This is a genomic window from Nonlabens marinus S1-08, from assembly GCF_000831385.1.
GTDB classification, from domain to species: Bacteria; Bacteroidota; Bacteroidia; order Flavobacteriales; family Flavobacteriaceae; genus Nonlabens; species Nonlabens marinus.
Map to the genome: position 1 here is coordinate 2,444,365 of NZ_AP014548.1, position 19,644 is coordinate 2,464,008.

Here is a 19,644-nt window from a genome sequence, read left to right on the forward strand (position 1 = left end):
AATTATCCCACGCAAGACAGTTTAATCCTACATATCCCATGCAAATAATGAGGTGGTCATTATATTTGTAATGTTTTTTCACCTCATCATTAGGCAAATGAAAGTATCTAAACAAGAGAGTGCTCAGAATCAGTTGCGTTCTATCAAGGGAATATTTGAAAATCAGAACGCACTGTCTTTCAATTTATTCCAGCATATGCCCATAGGTATATGTATCACTAACACAGAAGGTTATTTTACAGACGTTAACGCAACCTACTGTGATATATATGGATATACCAAGCAGGAACTAGTAGGTTCAAAATTTACAAATGTTGTTCCTGAACATCTTAGAGACCTATTAATGCGCCACCATGATGAATTCATGGAAAAGGAATATGAACTGCAAGGGCGATGGGAAGTTCAAGATAAAAATGGAGACAAATTTGATATAATTGCTAATGCAGCTTTTTTAAGGGATGAAAAAACGAACGAGAAGCGTAAAATGACGCTAGTAGTTCGAGCTGAAGAATTAGAGGATACTATTATAAGGCTAGAAACAACCATTGACATTCTTGAAAAAAAATTAGAAACACAAGATATTGCCAATCGCCTTGCGGAACATGATTTAAGAAATCGTTTAAGCTCTATTGTAAGTATTGCCACGATCTTGTCAAATTCTTCTATCGATGATGCTCAACGCAAGTGGATTGACACCATCAAACGTGTAGGGAAAGACACGTTACATTTACTTTCTTCGGCGAGAGATTATGCCAAGATGGAACGAGGCGAATATCAGCCTAATATTGAAGAATTTGACATTATCGCCGCAATAGCTACAGTTACAAAGGATTATCAAGATGTGATCGCTGAGAAAAATTTAGAAATTCAATTGCAGAACAATGGTATTGAAGTCGAGCCCGGTGAAGATGAGCTTATTATTAAAGGCGACCAGTTTTATTTAGAACACTTATTTCAAAATTTAATAGGTAATGCAGTAGAAGCTTCTCCTAATGGTAATTTAATCTCTATACAGATTATTAGTGATGAAGAATTTAAAATCAATATATCAAATCAAGGTGCGATTCCCACTAGTATTCAAGATCGTTTTTTCGACAAGTATACTACGTCAGGAAAAGAAAGAGGTACTGGTCTAGGAACTTATATTGCTAAGATGATAGCTCAATTTCACGGTGGTAACATTACATTCATTTCCAACGAAACTGATGGAACCACGCTTACAATTCATATGCCTAAAGGAAGTCTTGTATAAAAAACAGCGGCTCTGAGAGCTGCTTTTCTAAAGAATAGTGTCTAGAGAGAGGTGCCGTCCTCACGGTACTCCACATCCATTTTTTTGCCTTCTTGTTTGAATTCTACATCGTAGAACCAACCTTTACTGTAATGTTGAACGCGTTCCACCTCTGTAATTTTTAGATCTTTGTAATCTTTCTCGATTGCTAACTTAATAGCTTCTGGTAATTCAGATTTTTTTATAGAATTTTCTGTTTCTACCCATAAACCGTTAGGTTCAAAATCAGCCCTATATCTTTCTCCATTAATTTTGAAGTTGGCTTCCCAAAGCCCGTTGGAATCTAAATGCCAATCTGGGTCAGTTTCTCCAGGATACTTGGCTTGAAAATTAGCAACTACTGATTGAGGTGCCTTTTTGTCTTTTGAATCTTGACAGCTTGCCGTTCCTATCACAAGAATTAAAATAAATAAGGAGGCTATATTCTTCATGATCATTTTTAAGGCAAACCTAAGTCAATACAGCAGTTTCAGGTGTTTACAAACTACCAATTGGCTTAAGATTACCTAATAGTTATAAAAATTGAACATTCCTTAACTTTTGTCATGTGATCAAGGACATGTTGAAAAAAGTATTTGACATTTTTGTTATTATTGATACAATGGCACGATTTTATACATGTAGGATTGACTTTTAGGAATTTATTATCATTTGCAGTGGTAACCTACTTGTAAGAAATGACTTAATTTGTTTTACAACTTCCCATATGATAAGTGCACCTATACCGTCAAATGAAAAAAAGCGTTTGCAAGCTGTAGAAAAATATGAACTTCTGGACACTATGCCAGAAGATAACTACGACAGCATCACAGACATCATTGCCAGCATTTGTCAAGCACCGATTTCTTTAATCACTCTTGTCGATAAAGACAGGACCTTTTTGAAATCTAGACATGGTGTTGAATTGACTGAGTCCCCAAGAGATATTTCCTTTTGCGCTCATACGATTACTAGTGAGGATGACATTACTATCATTCCAGATGCAACCAAAGATCAACGGTTCATAGGAAGTCCATTGTTGACCGAATCTAATATTGCTTTTTATGCGGGTGTACCTTTAATTGATAGGAACGGTTACAAGTTAGGCTCTTTATGTGTTTTTGACACAAAGCCTAGATCTTTGAATGATGTACAGTTAAGAGCTCTCAAAAGCATGGCTAAACATGTGATGGTTCTTTTTGAGGAACGTCACCGCAATATGGAGCTCACCCAGGCGCAAAAATTGTTAGAGGAGCGCAATGAAGAATTAAAAGACTTTGCTGGTATTGTATCTCATGACCTGAAAGCGCCATTATCTAATATTATGATGATTGCAGATTTATTGCAGAAAGAGAATCAAGGTAAGATAAGTGACAAATCCTATAAATACTTGCAATATCTGAGAGACGCGGGAGGCAGCTTAAGCCGCTATATTGATGGTATGCTTATTTTTTATAAAAGTGATGAGCTCGCTAACCACGCCTTTGAAGAAATAAGCTATGTCGATCTTGTAGAAGACATCGTGGCAATGGTGGTGACTGATGAGCATACCCTTGTTACCTACGCTCCAGAAATGGATGTGACAATGAAAACAAGTAATGCTGCATTACATCAAATATTACTGAACTTAGTTTCTAACAGTATCAAATATGGTGATAAGGATCCAACCACTATTCACATTGCCATGGAGGTTCTGCCTGATTTTTACCAGCTAACTGTGGAAGACAACGGCAGAGGGATTTCAACTGAGCAAATTAAAAGCGTCTTTAAATTATTTTATACTGCGGCTGAAGAAGACCGCCATGGAAAAAAAGGTACCGGTATAGGTCTTGCTACTACAAAGAGACTCTTAGATCAATTAGGAGCATCTATTGATATTGAATCTGAAGTAGGTGTGGGAACTAAAATCACTTTAAAGTTTCCAAGAGATAACGACTAACTAAATAGAATACATAAATACTTGAACTGATACGTCCAGGTATTTTTATGCACTTAAATTTGCGACTTAGGGATGTCAGGAAGTTGTGCTTTTGTAGGTTTAACTACAAATGGTGTGAACCAATCCCAAGTAATTCCTACTGAAAATCGAGTAAAACTATCTAGAAACCTATAGTTGTAGTCATCACGACCCACAGATAATTGAGCAACAAAGCCAATATCACTATCCCAAGGGTAAACAATCACTTTAGATTCAGATCTCAAAGGATCACTTGACGGATGGGATCCAAAATGATAAAATAACTGCTGACTCAAAGTATATCTCGTCATTTTAAAATGCTCAGTAAATTCATAACCCACCTCAACCCGATGTCTTCCATAGATATCTATATCTTCTGGATTGAAACCTCCAAAGTTTGCTACACCTAAAAATTTATTATGATACAATTGATAGGTTGCTATGATCGAATGGATTCGTTCTGGTACATTGTTATCATTAAAAGTATTCAATCTGTAGTTAAAACTTAAACGTGTCAGATTTGTAGAAAAGTTTCCAGTTCTCCTATTAAGCAATGCAGCGAGATCTGTATCGTCTGTAAAACTATCGTATAAAGCCTGACTTTCTGGAGAGTTATCTTCAAACTCTGTGCTAAAAGCACTACGAGCTTGTCCATTACTATAATGACCCGATTCAAGACCTACGGTTAAAAAATTATCAGCATTCGTTTTAAATATTTTCTGCCAGCCCAATAGTACTTTATATGTAGGTGTTTTGACAGGTTTAGACTCTTCATCATAAATTCTAAATTCTGGCTGAAACGTCAAGTAGACGGCATCTCCATTGGTGATCGTATCCTTATTTAAAGCAGTTCTTAAATCGTTGTAAAACCCATAATACACCGTCGGCTTTGCCTCAAGTAATATTTGTTCGTATTGATTATTTCCTAAACCAACAGAAAGTTCTGGACGAACTGAGATCGGGTAATACTCTTTAAAACCGCTGGTTTTATCAGTCTGCGCGCTCATAACAAAGGCACTGCATAGAATCAAATAAATGATATATTTCATATGTAGTTCGTACTTAAAAAAAGATGGTTCTCTAATCTTAAGAGAACCATCTTCATTGCATTATTAATATATGGTTAATTCTTGAGAGACTGCATATCAATCACAAAGCGGTATTTCACATCGCTATCAGTAACCCGGTCATATGCTGTGTTTATTTCATCCATATCAATCATTTCTACATCGCAAGTGATGTCATTTTTACCACAAAAGTCTAACATTTCTTGTGTCTCTTTGATTCCACCTATCAAGGAACCTGCGATACTCTTACGACCAATAATCAGGTTACCACCGTTCATAGGCTCTAAAGGTTCAATAGCGCCTACCATCACCATGGTCGCATCTCTTTTCAATAATTGCAAGTATGGATTCACATCATGTTTTACTGGTACGGTATTCAGAATAAAGTCAAAGCTTCCTCTATGTTCCTTCATAGCTTCGTCATCTTTTGAAATAAGGACTCCGTCAGCTCCTAATCTCTTAGCATCTTCTGCTTTTTCTGGAGAAGTAGTGATCATGATTGTTTCTGCTCCCATAGCAGCAGCAAATTTGATTCCCATATGGCCCAAACCTCCTAGACCTACAACACCTACCTTGTCTCCTTTTTTAATCTTCCAGTGATTCAATGGGGAAAAAGTCGTAATCCCTGCACATAATAATGGTGCAACTGATTTTAAATCTAAGTTTTTAGGGATATTTAGTACAAAGTGTTCTCTTACAGTGATGCTTGTAGAATAACCACCAAAAGTATGACCGCCTAAATGTTTGTCTTTCCCGTTGTAGGTACCCACCATACCGCTTTCACAAAACTGTTCTAGATCATCCTCACAAGCACTACAGCTTAAACAGGAATCTACCATACACCCTACTCCAACAAGATCTCCTTCAGAAAATTTAGATACTGAAGAACCAACTTCAACTACCTTTCCTACAATCTCATGTCCAGGAACCACCGGGTATTTTGCGTTTCCCCAATCGTTTCTTGCTGCATGTATATCACTGTGACACACCCCACAGTAAAGGATGTCTATTTTTACATCATTTTCATTTAAATCACGTCGCTCAATCGTCATCTCCTTAAGATCTGCTTTAGGATCTTGTGTACCGTACGCTTTTATTTCCGTTGTCATATTTGTTTTTTATTTGTTGCTACAAAGATAACGGAGCGATTAAGGTCTACGGTTAAGCTCTCGTTAAACATCATGTGGACATGTGATAGGTTCCATTTTTAGATTATGTTTATGGAATATTCGCTTTCGCGAAAGCGTAACTAACCTACCATAACTTATGAATGTTCTTCATGTGCTGATTTACTTCAGTGGAATCGCCTTTTTATTTTTTGGTATTACATGCTTATTTACGCCACGTATGCGTATGGAGTTCATACGCTTCGGACTGTCTAAATTACAACGTCAAATTACTGGAGTAGTTCAAATAATTGCCGCCATCGGCTTGCTGCTATTTGAGTTCAATACGTTGCTTGCCGTAATTTCCGCCGCAGGACTTTCCTTACTAATGCTATTGGGTTTTATAGTAAGAATGCGGATCAAGGATTCTGTTTATGAATCCTCGCCCGCATTTGTTTTTATGATTTTAAATGCGATTATCGCGTTTAAATTATGGTTGTTACTCTAGATAAAGATAACTAATAGGGATAAAATTAGAAATACCGCAGCTGGAATGGATTTCTTAGCTGGGTCATTCACTTTAATGTGCATGGAAATGGCTACTGCCATGAGCAGTGCGATTCCTGCAGCACCTACCCACTCCACACTTGGATAAAATATAGAGATCATTAAGAGTACGGCACAAAAGCACTTCAAGGTTCCTGTAATGACCATCATGCTTTTAGACAGCCCATATACGGTAAACTCTTCACGCATACTAGTTGCATTTTGAGCCCTCCATGGAGTTGCTTTATTTCTATTGATCAACCAGACATTTAAAATGCTTAGCCCTACGACCAGTTTTATTATAATTTCAATAATCTCTAAAATGCTCAAATTCATGTATTCTGATTTAGTTGGATTGCTAATTTATCAATAAGGACTGCGCTCTACTGTCAACAAATTCACAAAAAAAGCCGTTGTGGTTTCCCTTCAACGGCTCTAATTTTTTAATGATATAAAAAAATTATCCTTTTACTTCTTTCTGAGCTTCTCTTCTCATTTCTTCACCAGCAACAATTCCTATCTCCACACGTCTGTTTTGTGCACGACCGGCTGCCGTGTCATTTGTAGCGACTGGAGTAGTTTCACCGGCATAAGTTACTGCCATACGATCAGATGCAATCCCATCTGCTACTAAATAGTCTCTAACGGCAAATGCTCTTCTCTTAGAGAGTTCTAGATTATATGCCGCATCCCCCTGGCTATCTGTGTGACCTGAAACAAGAATTTCAGTTCCTGGATAGTCATTCATCACATTTACTAATTTGTCAAGAGTAGCTCTAGAACTAGCATTTAATGTGGACTGATTTGTTGCAAAGTTCACGCCACTGCCTTCATCAAAGGTCACAACAATACCTTCTCCCACTCTTTCTACTTGAGCTCCTGGAATTTCTTGAGAAATTTCTTGAGCTTGACGGTCCATTTTACGACCTATAACATTTCCAGCCACTCCACCTACGACAGCACCTATAACGGCACCTTCAGTTTGATTGGCTCCGTCCCCAACGTTGTTACCTATGATGGCTCCTAAAATAGCTCCACCCGCTGCTCCAATGGCAGTACCACGCTGTTGTTTATTTGTATTTTGTAATGATTGACAGCTCACTATTAATAGTACGGCTGTTGCAATGCTTAAAAATTTAGTTTTCATATCTATTTTTATTCGGTTAGTTTTCTAAAATTCATGTTGACTTTAACGGTTTTACCATTTACCAGTACACTTTGGCTCCAAGTCATGCTATTTTCAGTCAAGTTATTAACGTTTAATCTAAATCCAGCATCAGTTTCACTTCTATAATTGTCGCCTGTTGGCTTCAATAAAAGATCACCTTCTATAATGTCTTTTGATCCAGGTATCACCCAGATAAAATTTCTGGTTCCTGTATCACAACTAGGAGTTTCAATAGAATAGTTTCCTCGGTTGTTGTTAGCAACAAAGTACCATTGACTTCCTTCGAAACATTTTGCACTTACATCTTGCAATAAAGTAGATTCAAATTGTCCGTTACCATCATAGGTTACATTATCTACTACCCAATTTCCACGTACAATACGTTCTGTTTGCTTTACGGCATTTTGTGTACCACCACAACCTACTAGTAGTAAGGCGGCAACAAATCCTGATATCAATAATTTTTTCATAAGTTTTGTTTAATAGTACCTCAATATTAGTAGTATGACTGACCATACTTTCAAAGATTAACTATGTTTAACAGACAACCGTTAAATTGGGCAAAACACACAGCAAATCTATTTATACACTTTCAAGCATCCCCATGGCATTGTTTACCTTTGTAAAAAATGTTTATGCTTCAACGCTGTTTTATTTCTTTTTGGATTGTTAGTTTGTTGTTTTCTTGTACAGAACCAACAGCAGAGTCTGAAGGCACTCGCGATGACACTAAGGCTAACATTGAAAACTCCAAACCTAAACGTCAGTTAACCCAAGAGTTTAAGGATTATTGGTATGCTGGAGTTGCTGAAATTTCCAGTTATGACTTACAACATGATCGGTATGGAGAGAAGAGACAAGGTAGCGCGGTATTCATATTTGTAACTGAACCATTTGATCCCATAGATCAAATAAAAGCCGACCAGCCAGCGGACTCCAATCAATCTGTATTAAAATTGAACGCCACGCGTGATTTTTTAACAGGTATTTATCCTTACAAAATAATGAGCAGTACCTTTCTGCCTCTAGAAACTGAAGACAATGCAGTTAAGGTAGCAACTTCTATACAAGAATGGTGTGGACATACTTATATGCAATTCAATCGTAATGAAGATCAATACGATGTCGAGTTGTTTAGCTATTTTCAAAGTGAAGGGAACAAAAAATTTCAAATATCCAATGCTATTTTGGAAAATCAAATTCCTTCCCAACTGCGCTTAGGTCCAGAAGCAATGCCTACAGGTGAAATCAATATAATTCCCCCTACCGAATATTTAAGGTTGACTCATTCTGAAACTAAGGTCCTACCTGCTACCGCTCAATTAACTAAAACAGATAGCAGCTATATGTATGTAGTAAATTATGATTCTGGTAGAAATATTGAGTATGTCACAAAAAGTGAGTTTCCTTATATCATCCAATCCTGGAAAGAAGAATTTCCTAGTCGTGACGGTACATCAATGACGAGTGCTACAATCAAGAAAACATTGCGAACTCCTTATTGGAAACAAAACAGTACTCAATACGAGATCTTAAGAGACAGCTTGCACTTATGAAAGAGTTTTTTCTACAACGAGAAGTCATTTTAACCTGTGTTATATTATTCATAGGTTTCTTAATTCATCGCATCATCATATGGAGTGCGATGAAATTGAGCACCAAGGTCCAGCGTTCAAAGCTTCGCAAACAATACTTGAATCGTTACATAGGCTACATCATCTGGACTATGGTAGGTATTACGATAATATTTGTTTGGAGCATCAATAATGAAGAGTTCTGGTTAGCCTTAGGCTCTACATTTGCCGTTGTAGGAGTAGCTTTATTTGCAAACTGGAGCATCTTAAGTAATGTTACCGCAAGTTTTATTTTGTATTTCAACTTTCCATATAAAATTGGTGATCGAGTGCGAATACATGATAAAGACTTACCAATAACCGGTGTCATTGAAGATATCAAAGGATTTTATACAGTTTTGAGAACTGCAGACGGAGAACTGGTCACCTATCCTAATAATCTACTATTACAAAAAGGAGTCAGTATTCTCTACAATCGTACGGAATCCGTATTTGACATTGATAAACATGAAGAAGCAGATCGTACTGCTCGATAATTAACTACCATGGACTTAAGCGACCAACTCAAAAATTTATTTCCTGATCACGAAGTGCCAGAAGAGCCGCAGGAAGAACAAAGTAATATCTGGTTACAAGATGATCCTCTCGAATGCAGATTTGAAAAACGTAAGGGAAAAGTAAACACAGTAATAGCTGGCTATACAGGAGCGACTGAAGATTTTAAAATTCTCGCTAAAGAGATTAAAACGACCCTAGGTGTAGGCGGTAGTTTCAAAAACGATCAAATCATCGTACAAGGAGATTTTAGAGAACGTATTATGGAAATCCTTAAAGAAAAAGGGTTTAAAGTCAAGCGTGTAGGCGGTTGATCAATCAATCCCCCCAATCTTAAGCATAAAAAAACCATCCTAAATCAATAGGATGGTTTCTAATATGAGTCAAAAACGCTGCTTATGCGTTCGCTTTATTTTCTTCTTCTAATTTTTTAGCCTCTTTCTTCATCTTTCTCTTTTCCAGCATAGTACCAGTAATCCAATAAGGAATAGCAAAAGCGGTTAAGAAAATCATCAGCCAGAATCCTATGGTTAGGATCGCTGCAAATGCTAAAAAGCCTAAATATTGATCAAATTCAAACATAATCTTGTATTAGATGTCGCAAAGATAAAGGCTTTGATGGTAAAATGAAAAAGTACACACGACTTTATCAACAAAAATATGAGCTGTGTTGTGAATAATACTTGTGGGGAGCTCGCTTTCGCGAAAGCGAACTTACCCACCACTCACTTAAACATATTAAGAGTAATTTATAGATTCTAAAATCGGGCAACCAGCGCGTGTCTGCTATATTTGTGGAAAATCAAGCCAAATGGATTACCGTATAGAAAAAGATACCATGGGACCTATAGAGGTTCCTGCAGATAAGTTGTGGGGTGCACAAACACAGCGCTCCCGTGAGAATTTTAAAATAGGACCGGCGGGCAGTATGCCTCTTGAAATCGTTTACGGCTTTGCCTACTTGAAAAAAGCAGCGGCCTATGCAAATGAAAGTCTGGGTGTACTTGAAGCAGAAAAACGTGATTTAATCGCTCAAGTTTGTGATGAAATCCTAGATGGAAAGCACGACGACCAATTTCCCTTAGTCATCTGGCAGACGGGTTCTGGGACGCAATCTAACATGAATGTGAATGAAGTGATTGCCAATCGTGCGCATCAAATCGCTGGCAAAAAGATAGGTGAAGGCGATAAAACCATTCAACCTAACGATGATGTCAATAAATCACAAAGTAGTAATGATACATTCCCAACAGGAATGCACATTGCATGTTATAAGAAAATCGTTGAAGACACGATTCCAGGAATTATCCAATTGCGAAATACGCTGCATGATAAGGCGGTAGCTTTTGATGATGTAGTAAAAATAGGGCGAACGCACTTGATGGATGCGACACCATTAACCTTAGGTCAGGAATTCTCAGGCTATGTTTCTCAGCTAGATCACGGGATCATTGCATTAGAAAATACCCTGAATCATTTGAGTGAATTGGCTCTGGGCGGAACAGCCGTTGGTACAGGATTGAATACCCCAGATGGTTATGATGTAAAGGTTGCAGAATATATCGCTGAGTTTACAGAGCTTCCCTTTAAAACAGCCGCTAATAAATTTGAAGCACTAGCCGCACACGACGCGCTGGTAGAAACTCATGGAGCTTTGAAACAAGTAGCGGTATCCTTGAATAAAATCGCTAATGACATTAGAATGCTTGCTAGTGGGCCGCGCAGTGGTATTGGCGAGATCACTATTCCAGCAAATGAACCAGGAAGTTCTATAATGCCTGGAAAAGTCAACCCAACCCAATGCGAGGCCATTACCATGGTATGCGCTCAAGTGATGGGTAACGACGTGACCGTAAGCGTAGGAGGCATGCAAGGCCAATACGAATTAAACGTATTCAAACCAGTTATGGCCGCTGCCGTATTGCAAAGCGCCACATTATTAGGAGATTCATGTAGAAGTTTTGAGAAGCACTGTGCAGCAGGTATAGAACCTAACCATGCAAGAATCAAGGATCTTTTGAACAATTCCTTGATGTTAGTAACCGCATTAAACACCAAAATTGGTTATTACAAGGCAGCTGAGATTGCAAACAAAGCACACGAAGAAGGAACCACTCTTAAAGCTGCTGCCGTTTCTACAGGTTATTTAACTGCTGAAGAATTTGACGAATGGGTCAAGCCTGAGGATATGGTCGGGAAAAGATAATGTTATCAAATAGCTTTTCTATAAAATCATTTAAAACTCAACATTAACTTAAAGTTATTTCCTACAAAATTCATAAACCATATATTGTTTATTCAATCAAATAAACACAACTATGAAAAAGTACATTCTTACTATCACAGCAGCAGCTTTACTTTCGACAAGTCTTATTTCTTGTAAAGAGGACTCTAAACTTGATAAGTTAGAAGATGAGTTAGAGCAACGTTCCGATGATTTAGAAGATGCATCTGACGATATAGGTGATGTGGCAAATGATGTTGAAAGCGCTTTAGAAAATTTTAAGGAAGCTCTAAAAGAAGTTGAAAATAAAGAAGATCGAGACTTGATACGTCAACGTGTAAATACAATTTTTGACGAAATGGAAATGGAACAGAATAAAGATATGAAAGAAGGTACTGAAGAGTAATTTCGTGGTATTGTCTAGTCTCAACCAAAACGCCCAAGCTTTCTAGCTTGGGCGTTTTTTTGTATTTTAAATTATTACTACAAATTCATATTCAATACAGCTCTAAATCGAGTCTCATTGTTCATCATCTTTTCAAATGCTTTACGAGCATCTTTCAAGGCAAACTCTTCAATCATAGGTTTAGTTCCTGTCATAGCGCTAAACTTAAGAGTGTCTTCGCTATCAGGAGCGGTACCACTAGGCCAACCCTTAAGGCTTTTACGCGCTTGTAACAATTGCATAGGTGAAACTTCAACATTATCTGGCGTGGCGGCAATTAACAACATAGTTCCATCCATAGCCAGACCGTCAATGACACTAGAAATAGCACCTGCGTGAGGTGCTGTGGCTACAATTAAGTTTGCACCACCTAATTCCTGCAAGCGTTCCACGGCATCTTCATCGTCCGTAGCGATGAATTCATGAGCTCCCAGCTCCATGGCCAGTTTCTTTTTGTCCTCGCTTGTAGAAATAGCGATGGTACGCATTCCCATTTTATTGGCATATTGAATAGCGAGATGACCTAAACCTCCTATACCTTGAACGGCGACCGTATCTCCAGCTTTCAAGCCTGCATTACGCATTCCGTTATAAACGGTGATTCCTGCACAAAGCAATGGAGCAGCCTCAGTGCTTTTAAGTTCTTCAGGAACGGCTGCAGCTGCTTCAAAAGGAGCTGTCATGTATTCTGCATAACCACCGTCATACGATATTCCTGAAACTTTGGCGTTTTCACAATTTATAAACTTACCACGACGACAGGGGTCGCAAGTAAAACAGTGGCCACCATGCCACCCTATCCCTACTCTTTGTCCTTTTTTGAGACTGGTCACTTCACTTCCTAATTCTTCTATAATTCCAATAACTTCATGGCCAGGTGTTCTAGGGAATGGATTTCCCATGGCTCCTTGCTTTACAAACACATCGCTGTGACATACGCCACATGCCTCAACTTTGAGTAATATTTCGTTATCCTTTGGACTAGGTTTGTCGATATCTACGATTTCTAGATCGCCACCTTGCTTAGTAAATTGAGCTGCTTTCATTTGTTTTGTTTTTTTTATAAGTTACAACCCATATAAAATACTTCCAGACTCTTTAAAATAAACTTAACGTGGTAGAGTTCGCTTTCGCGAAAGCGAACATTCTTAAAGCCCAATCAACTACAATCACCTTTATCGAACCTCATAAATAACCTTTACTTTTATGGTTTAAAATGACCATCATGAAATTGACGTATATCCTCATCCTTGCCTTCATTGCCACCAGTTGTAAGACGGCCGTGAAACCTGTCATGACCATACCGATGAAACAGAACGCAAAGCTGACTTTAATCTCAGAAACACTAGGTCTTTCCCATGCAGAATCTGTAGCATACGATCCCAACTACAATAGATTATACGTATCAGTTCAAGGTGAGCAAGTGCCAGGTGATGGTGGTATTGCAACGATTGACCTTGAGGGAAATATGATAAATAAAAACTTTACAACAGGGCTCAATAATCCTAAAGGCATAGCAATAGCAGGCGATTGGATCTATGTTTCTGACGTGACAGAATTGATAGGTATCAACAGAGAAACGGGTGAGATTTTAAAACGATATACACATGAAGATGCAAAATTTTTGAATGACGTTGCGGTAGATGAAAACAATGATGTGTATGTTTCTGATATGGGTACCTCTTCCATTTTTAAACTAGATGATAATAAATTTATCAAATGGCTATCAACGCCAGAATTAGAAAACCCTAATGGATTACTGGCCGTAGGAAACAATCTTTACGTCGCTAGTTGGGGTTTGCCTGGATCAGAAAATGCAGAAGGAAACACTCAAGGAAGACTCTTAAAACTTGACCTAAACACCAAAAACATAGAGCAAGTCACAGCAATACCATTAGGCAATCTAGATGGCATTCAAGTCTATGACGATCAGCATTTCTTAGTTTCCGACTGGAGAAAAGGGGTTATTTACAAAATATCAAAATCAGGTATCGCAGAGCTCTTTTTGACCTCAGAAGCTAGCGTTGGTGATATTTTATATATTCAAGATCAGCAACTACTTGCCTTGCCCCTGAACCGCCAAAACAAAGTTCAAATCTTTACAGCAAATGAATAGTACTATGATGTTGAAGCCCGCAACTATAAATGATAAATTGCGCTTATTGCCTATAGGAATTGACGAGCAAGAACGATTGCGACGTATGATGCATCTTATTTATAAACCTATTTATAGGCATTTGTGGAAAGATGATGGTGAGGCTTATGTAGAGTCTCAATACAATAAAGATCAAGTATTGACAGAATTATCATTGCCTAATGCAAGGTATTATTTTGTGGAATACAAATCAGAAGTTGTGGGGATGCTGCGGTTTCTGTTTGATTGTCCCTATGAAAAAAGTCCGAATCTAAACACAACAAAATTACACAGGATCTATCTGGACCCGGCAACTCATGGTTCAGGCATCGGCTCACAACTTATTGATTATGTATTTGAGCAAGCCATTAAGAATAATCAAAAATCAGTTTGGTTGGAATGCATGGATACTCAAGAACCAGCAATCCGTTTTTACAAGAAAAAAGGATTTTACATTGAACGACCCTTTACTTTAGACTCTCCGACCATGAACAAAGAATTTCGCGGGATGTATTTGATGAAGTATGATTTAGAAGCTTGTTAAAAAGGTGGTGGTAAATACGCTTTCGCGAAAGCGAAATTCCAATAATTAAAATCCTAAAAAAGTATCTTTGTACCAAGCCCACAAAAGCGCCCACAATGATCCATTTTTACGGTAATCCCCAAAAGAAAATTTACGCAGTACAAACCGCAGCAAAACTCACAGATGAAGTTGATAAAAAACTTCAATGGCTGTTTGCTGATGCTCCACTTTTACAGGCGAAATCGCTACCAGGCTATTTTACTGGTCCTAGAGCGACCGCTATCACTCCATGGTCCACAAACGCCGTTGAGATCACTCAAAATATGGAGATAAAAGGCATTCAACGTATTGAAGAATTTGTTGCCTGTACTGCTGATAGCACTTATGATAAGATGTTGCTGCAAAAATTTGATGGACTGGATCAGTCCCAATTTGATATTAATGTAGAAGCTGAAGGTGTTTTAGAAATCGATGATATTCCTGCTTACAATATGCAAGAGGGACTTTCATTAAGCGATGACGAGATCGATTATTTAATCGCTCTTTCTGAAAAATTAGAACGCAAATTAACAGACAGTGAGGTTTTTGGATTTTCTCAAGTTAATTCAGAGCATTGTCGTCACAAGATCTTCAATGGTACGTTTATTATAGATGGTGTAGAAAAACCCTCCTCTCTTTTTAAGCTGATTAAAAAAACAAGTAAGGAAAACCCTAACGAGATTGTAAGTGCTTATTCTGATAATGTGGCTTTCGTTCACGGACCAGAATCTGAACAGTTTGCTCCAGCGACAGCTGACAAACCAGACACCTACCAGCTTAGTATGTTTGATAGCGTGATTTCCCTAAAAGCAGAAACACACAATTTCCCTACGACCGTAGAGCCTTTTAATGGTGCCGCTACAGGCTCAGGCGGTGAAATACGTGATCGACTGGCTGGTGGTCAAGGTTCCTTGCCACTTGCAGGAACTGCTGTTTACATGACAAGCTACTCAAGGTTAAACGAGCAGCGACCATGGGAAAAAGGCTTTGAAGCCAGAAAATGGTTGTATCAAACACCTATGGATATTTTGATCAAAGCTTCCAATGGGGCTAGTGATTTTGGAAATAAGTTTGGGCAGCCATTAATAGTAGGTTCTGTACTAACTTTTGAACACGACGAGCAAAACGATGGAGCCGTGAACGTAGACGAAGGGTCTGCACCTAGAAAATTAGGTTATGATAAGGTAATCATGCAAGCCGGTGGTATAGGGTACGGCAAACTAGATCAAGCACTCAAAAAAACACCAGAAGCTGGCGATGATATCATCGTCATGGGTGGTGACAACTATAGGATAGGAATGGGTGGTGCTGCAGTAAGTAGTGCAGACACAGGTGCATTGGATTCCGGCCTTGAATTGAACGCCGTACAACGATCCAATCCTGAAATGCAAAAACGCGCTGCTAATGCCATACGAGGTTTGGTCGAAAGCGACAATAACCCCATCAAATCTATACATGATCATGGCGCCGGTGGTCACTTGAACTGTCTATCAGAATTAGTTGAGGAAACTGGAGGTACGATCGATGTGGATGCATTACCCGTGGGAGATCCTACTCTATCTCGTAAGGAATTGATAGGTAATGAATCACAAGAACGTATGGGGCTTGTCATGGACGCTAAGGATACTCCTATTTTAGAAAAAATTGCAGCTAGAGAACGTGCTCCTTTATACAAAGTAGGTAAGGTTACTGGTGATAATAAATTCACCTTCAGCGAGAAGGATGGTCGTAGTCCTATGGATCTTGCGCTGGAAGATATGTTCGGTTCCAGTCCTAAAACGATCATGGATGATAAAACCATCAATCGCAACTATGCCGATCTTTCCTATGAAAAAAACAAGCTAGATCAGTACATAAATAATGTACTTCAACTAGAAGCGGTAGCTTGTAAAGACTGGCTTACCAATAAGGTTGACCGTTGCGTTACTGGTCGTGTGGCTAAACAACAAACTTGTGGGGAATTGCAATTACCGCTCAATAATGTGGGCGTCATGGCAATGGATTATAACGGTAAATATGGTGTTGCAACCACGATAGGACATGCTCCCATAGCAGCTCTGATCGATCCGGCAGCTGGTTCCCGCAATGCGATTGCAGAAGCGTTGACCAACCTTGTTTTCGCTCCGCTAGAAAAAGGACTTGCTGGTGTGAGTTTGAGTGCTAACTGGATGTGGCCTTGTAATAATCCAGGAGAAGATGCGAGATTGTACGCCGCAGTAGAGGCCGTTAGCGATTTTGCTATTACTTTGGGAATCAACATACCTACCGGTAAAGACAGTCTTTCCATGAAGCAAAAGTATCCTGATATGGATGTTCTTGCTCCAGGAACGGTGATCATAAGTACCGTTAGTTCCTGTGATGACATTACTAATGTTATTGAACCTGTTTTACAACGGGATTACAACGCGCCTATCTATTATATCAACATGAGTGGTGACCAGGCAAAATTAGGAGGTTCCAGTTTTGCTCAAACATTAAATGCTGTAGGTAGAGATTGTCCAGATGTGGTGGATGTTTCCGCTTTCGCGAAAGCGTTTACCGCCGTACAAAAACTAATAAAATCAGGCAAAGTGCTTGCCGGTCATGATATTGCAAGTGGTGGTCTTATAACTACATTACTAGAAATGTGTTTCCCATCTCAAAATGTAGGTATGCAACTATCTATCAATCAACTGGGTGATGATCTTATCAAAACCTTATTTGCAGAGAATGCAGGGATCGTTCTTCAAGCTACTGATGAGAGTGTAGAAATGGAATTGAAAGCTAGTGGTATTCCTTTTTATAAAATTGGAACTGCAACAGCCGAATCTGTTCTAGAAATTGATGGCTATCGTATGGACATCAATGCCGCTAGAGATCAATGGTACGAGACTTCTCACCTGCTCGATCGACAGCAGTCCATGAACGGTAAAGCAGACGAGCGTTTTGCCAATTATAAAAATCAGCCTTTACGATTTGAGTTTCCTTCACAGTTTGATGGAAAACTACCTGTCATTCCTGCCAAGCGTATTAAAGCGGCAGTGATTAGAGAAAAAGGAAGCAACAGCGAGCGAGAAATGGCGAGAGCGATGCACCTTGCAGGTTTTGAAGTGCTCGATGTTCATATGACTGATTTGATCGCAGGCCGTGAAAATCTGGAAGACGTTCAATTTATTGCTGCCGTAGGCGGGTTCTCTAATAGTGACGTTTTAGGAAGCGCTAAAGGATGGGCTGGAGCTTTTCTATATAACGAGAAGGCAAATGCTGCATTGAAGAACTTTTTTGCGAGACCAGACACCATGAGTATAGGGGTTTGTAATGGTTGCCAACTTTTTGTAGAGCTAGGATTGATCAATCCAGATCATGATGAAAAGCCAAAAATGCTACACAATGACAGCGGCAAGTTTGAATGTAATTTTACCAGTGTTGAGATAGTCGAGAACAATTCCATCATGCTACAATCATTAGCAGGAAGTAAACTAGGCATCTGGGCAGCGCACGGTGAAGGAAAATTCCAATTACCAAAAGATCGCAGCGAGTATCAAATTCCGGCCACTTTTGCATATGACAAGTATCCGGCAAATCCCAACAGCTCTGACTATAATGCTGCCATGTTAAATTCAGAAGACGGTCGTCATCTTGTGATGATGCCTCACCTAGAGCGTTCCACCTTCCCATGGAACTGGGGTTATTACCCTAAGGACCGTAAAGATGATGTGGTAACACCGTGGTTGGAAGCGTTTGTGAATGCTAGGGTGTGGTTGGAAAAGAAATATAAATATGAATAGATTAATAATTATTTGCTTATTGTTCTTTTTACAAAGTGGCTACGGTCAGGTGAAGGATACTTTATACGGAAAAGTCAAAGAATTAAGTTCCTACGTAACATTTCAAGACAGCAGTATTCAGAATACAAAGCTGTTCTCGACAGAAGGAGACTACGGACATTACGGATTTTACTCAAAAGAGTTTGCATTAAGTAGATGGAGAAGTTGGTGGTACAACACTTACTTCGTACACTATATTAACTTAAAAAAATCTTTCAATGAAAATGGTCAGTTAATTGATGAAAGTTGGTTCTATAAAAATGGATCTCTTGTAAATCGATACAAATACGTTTACGATGATAAAGATCGCATGATTTCAGAATTGGAATATTCTGATTATAATCCAGAAGAAGTAGACATATTAAATTACGGATATAAAGCAAATGGTAAGTTGGCTGTAGTGTTGAAAACACATATTTACAACGATTATCAACGCATCTCCTTAGAACGTTTAAAATATGATATTCAAGACCGGATCATTAGACGTGATCATATCAATAGTAAAGGTGAAATGTCTTCCAGTCTAATAGAATACGATTCCTTAAAAAATGTTCGTAAGACTTTCGCTTACGCAGAAGATCGTTGGATTTCATCTGGAGAAAGATCCCATACTTTAGAGGAGTATCCAGAAGGAATGAAATTTATTCAATTCGTAGATTCACTAAATGAAAACGAAAATGTTGTTAAGCGTATCAGTTATTCCGAACGAAATTATGACAACGCAGTAACGCCCGAACAAACAAGCCTATATACTTATGAAAATGGGAAGCTTATCAAGGTAGTTCGCATTGATGATAACGATGCTGATTATATCAACACTTTCAAATACGATGATAAGAACCGACTTACTGAGGAAATTCGCACATTTAATGATCGAGATGTTCCAATACATTTAAATCAATATCAATACGACGAAAGTGATCAAGTAACAAAATTAAACTATTATGATAATGGCTTCGGTAAAAGCGGTCCTGAGGTCATAATTGTTGATTTTGAAATAACCTACGATGATAGAGATAATTGGATTGAGCAGAAAAAGATCGTTAATGGAAAACATCTCTACACTTGGAGAAGAGATATTGAATATTGGGATTAGTAGTAAGGAGTTTAAAAAACTACCAACTATCTGTTTCAACTATACACAATACTTACTTGCACTCTTTACCACAATTTAATTGAAAAGTTTGTTGAATGGCAAAAATTAATGAAGCCATATTTAAAAGTAAAACC

At 38.4% G+C, this 19,644-nt stretch carries 20 protein-coding genes; 12 read left to right on the forward strand and 8 right to left on the reverse strand.

The genetic code is table 11. The annotated features are described in order from the left end of the window. Positions 1–97 precede the first annotated feature (97 nt). Complete coding sequence (locus NMS_RS11220; protein ID WP_041496844.1) at positions 98–1,252, forward strand: PAS domain-containing sensor histidine kinase; 1,155 nt, start codon at positions 98–100, stop codon at positions 1,250–1,252. Positions 1,253–1,293: 41 nt separating this feature from the next. On the opposite strand, the gene NMS_RS11225 is transcribed toward NMS_RS11220, so the two are convergent. Further along, positions 1,294–1,722: a PepSY-like domain-containing protein gene (locus NMS_RS11225; RefSeq protein WP_041497682.1), complete on the reverse strand. Its 429-nt coding sequence runs from the start codon at positions 1,720–1,722 to the stop codon at positions 1,294–1,296. Between the two features lie 275 nt (positions 1,723–1,997). Here NMS_RS11225 and NMS_RS11230 point away from each other — a divergent pair, with 275 nt between their 5' ends. Next, on the forward strand, positions 1,998–3,209 hold the full coding sequence (locus tag NMS_RS11230; RefSeq protein WP_041496846.1) for a GAF domain-containing sensor histidine kinase: 1,212 nt from the start codon (positions 1,998–2,000) through the stop codon (positions 3,207–3,209). 53 nt (positions 3,210–3,262) lie between these two features. On the opposite strand, the gene NMS_RS11235 is transcribed toward NMS_RS11230, so the two are convergent. Further along, entirely contained in the window at positions 3,263–4,276 is a 1,014-nt protein-coding gene (locus tag NMS_RS11235; protein ID WP_148311385.1) for a hypothetical protein, read from the reverse strand. Positions 4,277–4,350: 74 nt separating this feature from the next. Continuing rightward, entirely contained in the window at positions 4,351–5,403 is a 1,053-nt protein-coding gene (locus NMS_RS11240; protein ID WP_041496847.1) for an NAD(P)-dependent alcohol dehydrogenase, read from the reverse strand. A gap of 157 nt (positions 5,404–5,560) precedes the next feature. Here NMS_RS11240 and NMS_RS11245 point away from each other — a divergent pair, with 157 nt between their 5' ends. Then, entirely contained in the window at positions 5,561–5,908 is a 348-nt protein-coding gene (locus tag NMS_RS11245; RefSeq protein ID WP_041496848.1) for a DoxX family protein, read from the forward strand. On the opposite strand, the gene NMS_RS11250 is transcribed toward NMS_RS11245, so the two are convergent. The 3 genes from NMS_RS11250 to NMS_RS11260 all read right to left on the reverse strand — a co-directional run bounded on the left by NMS_RS11250 (position 5,905) and on the right by NMS_RS11260 (position 7,584). Then, complete coding sequence (locus NMS_RS11250) at positions 5,905–6,282, reverse strand: DoxX family protein (RefSeq protein WP_041496849.1); 378 nt, start codon at positions 6,280–6,282, stop codon at positions 5,905–5,907. The genes NMS_RS11245 and NMS_RS11250 overlap by 4 nt on opposite strands. A gap of 124 nt (positions 6,283–6,406) precedes the next feature. Next, positions 6,407–7,093: an OmpA family protein gene (locus tag NMS_RS11255; protein ID WP_041496851.1), complete on the reverse strand. Its 687-nt coding sequence runs from the start codon at positions 7,091–7,093 to the stop codon at positions 6,407–6,409. A gap of 8 nt (positions 7,094–7,101) precedes the next feature. Beyond that, the gene (locus NMS_RS11260; protein ID WP_041496852.1) at positions 7,102–7,584 is read right to left on the reverse strand and encodes a lipocalin family protein; all 483 of its coding nucleotides are present in this window, start codon (positions 7,582–7,584) and stop codon (positions 7,102–7,104) included. A gap of 165 nt (positions 7,585–7,749) precedes the next feature. Here NMS_RS11260 and NMS_RS11265 point away from each other — a divergent pair, with 165 nt between their 5' ends. The 3 genes from NMS_RS11265 to NMS_RS11275 are packed head-to-tail and all read left to right on the forward strand — an operon-like array spanning position 7,750 to position 9,557. Beyond that, the gene (locus tag NMS_RS11265; protein ID WP_041497685.1) at positions 7,750–8,670 is read left to right on the forward strand and encodes a hypothetical protein; all 921 of its coding nucleotides are present in this window, start codon (positions 7,750–7,752) and stop codon (positions 8,668–8,670) included. Then, positions 8,667–9,224 (forward strand): mechanosensitive ion channel family protein, encoded by a 558-nt coding sequence (locus NMS_RS11270; RefSeq protein ID WP_041496853.1) that lies wholly within the window; start codon positions 8,667–8,669, stop codon positions 9,222–9,224. Before NMS_RS11265 ends, NMS_RS11270 begins: the two co-directional genes overlap by 4 nt. 9 nt (positions 9,225–9,233) lie before the next feature. Further along, on the forward strand, positions 9,234–9,557 hold the full coding sequence (locus NMS_RS11275) for a translation initiation factor (protein WP_041496855.1): 324 nt from the start codon (positions 9,234–9,236) through the stop codon (positions 9,555–9,557). A gap of 82 nt (positions 9,558–9,639) precedes the next feature. On the opposite strand, the gene NMS_RS11280 is transcribed toward NMS_RS11275, so the two are convergent. Then, positions 9,640–9,825 (reverse strand): hypothetical protein, encoded by a 186-nt coding sequence (locus NMS_RS11280; protein ID WP_041496857.1) that lies wholly within the window; start codon positions 9,823–9,825, stop codon positions 9,640–9,642. 229 nt (positions 9,826–10,054) lie between these two features. Between NMS_RS11280 and fumC the strand changes: the two genes are divergently transcribed. Beyond that, positions 10,055–11,449, forward strand: coding sequence for a class II fumarate hydratase (fumC, locus tag NMS_RS11285; protein ID WP_041496858.1), 1,395 nt, complete (start codon positions 10,055–10,057; stop codon positions 11,447–11,449). A gap of 112 nt (positions 11,450–11,561) precedes the next feature. Continuing rightward, positions 11,562–11,873 carry a hypothetical protein gene (locus NMS_RS11290; RefSeq protein ID WP_052476931.1) on the forward strand — a complete coding sequence of 104 codons (312 nt, stop codon included), beginning with the start codon at positions 11,562–11,564 and terminating at the stop codon, positions 11,871–11,873. A gap of 77 nt (positions 11,874–11,950) precedes the next feature. Here NMS_RS11290 and NMS_RS11295 read toward each other — a convergent pair whose 3' ends face one another. After that, positions 11,951–12,958 (reverse strand): alcohol dehydrogenase, encoded by a 1,008-nt coding sequence (locus tag NMS_RS11295; RefSeq protein WP_041496859.1) that lies wholly within the window; start codon positions 12,956–12,958, stop codon positions 11,951–11,953. 179 nt (positions 12,959–13,137) lie between these two features. On the opposite strand from NMS_RS11295, the gene NMS_RS11300 reads away from it, so the two are divergent. From NMS_RS11300 to NMS_RS11315, 4 genes are all read left to right on the forward strand, one after another. Next, positions 13,138–14,028, forward strand: a complete 891-nt coding sequence (locus tag NMS_RS11300; protein ID WP_148311386.1) for an SMP-30/gluconolactonase/LRE family protein — start codon at positions 13,138–13,140, stop codon at positions 14,026–14,028. Next, the gene (locus NMS_RS11305; protein ID WP_041496860.1) at positions 14,021–14,590 is read left to right on the forward strand and encodes a GNAT family N-acetyltransferase; all 570 of its coding nucleotides are present in this window, start codon (positions 14,021–14,023) and stop codon (positions 14,588–14,590) included. Before NMS_RS11300 ends, NMS_RS11305 begins: the two co-directional genes overlap by 8 nt. 95 nt (positions 14,591–14,685) lie before the next feature. Continuing rightward, positions 14,686–18,375, forward strand: coding sequence for a phosphoribosylformylglycinamidine synthase (gene purL / locus NMS_RS11310; protein ID WP_041496862.1), 3,690 nt, complete (start codon positions 14,686–14,688; stop codon positions 18,373–18,375). After that, positions 18,368–19,510, forward strand: coding sequence for a hypothetical protein (locus NMS_RS11315; RefSeq protein ID WP_148311387.1), 1,143 nt, complete (start codon positions 18,368–18,370; stop codon positions 19,508–19,510). The genes purL and NMS_RS11315 overlap by 8 nt, the downstream gene beginning before the upstream one ends. Positions 19,511–19,644: the final 134 nt, after the last annotated feature.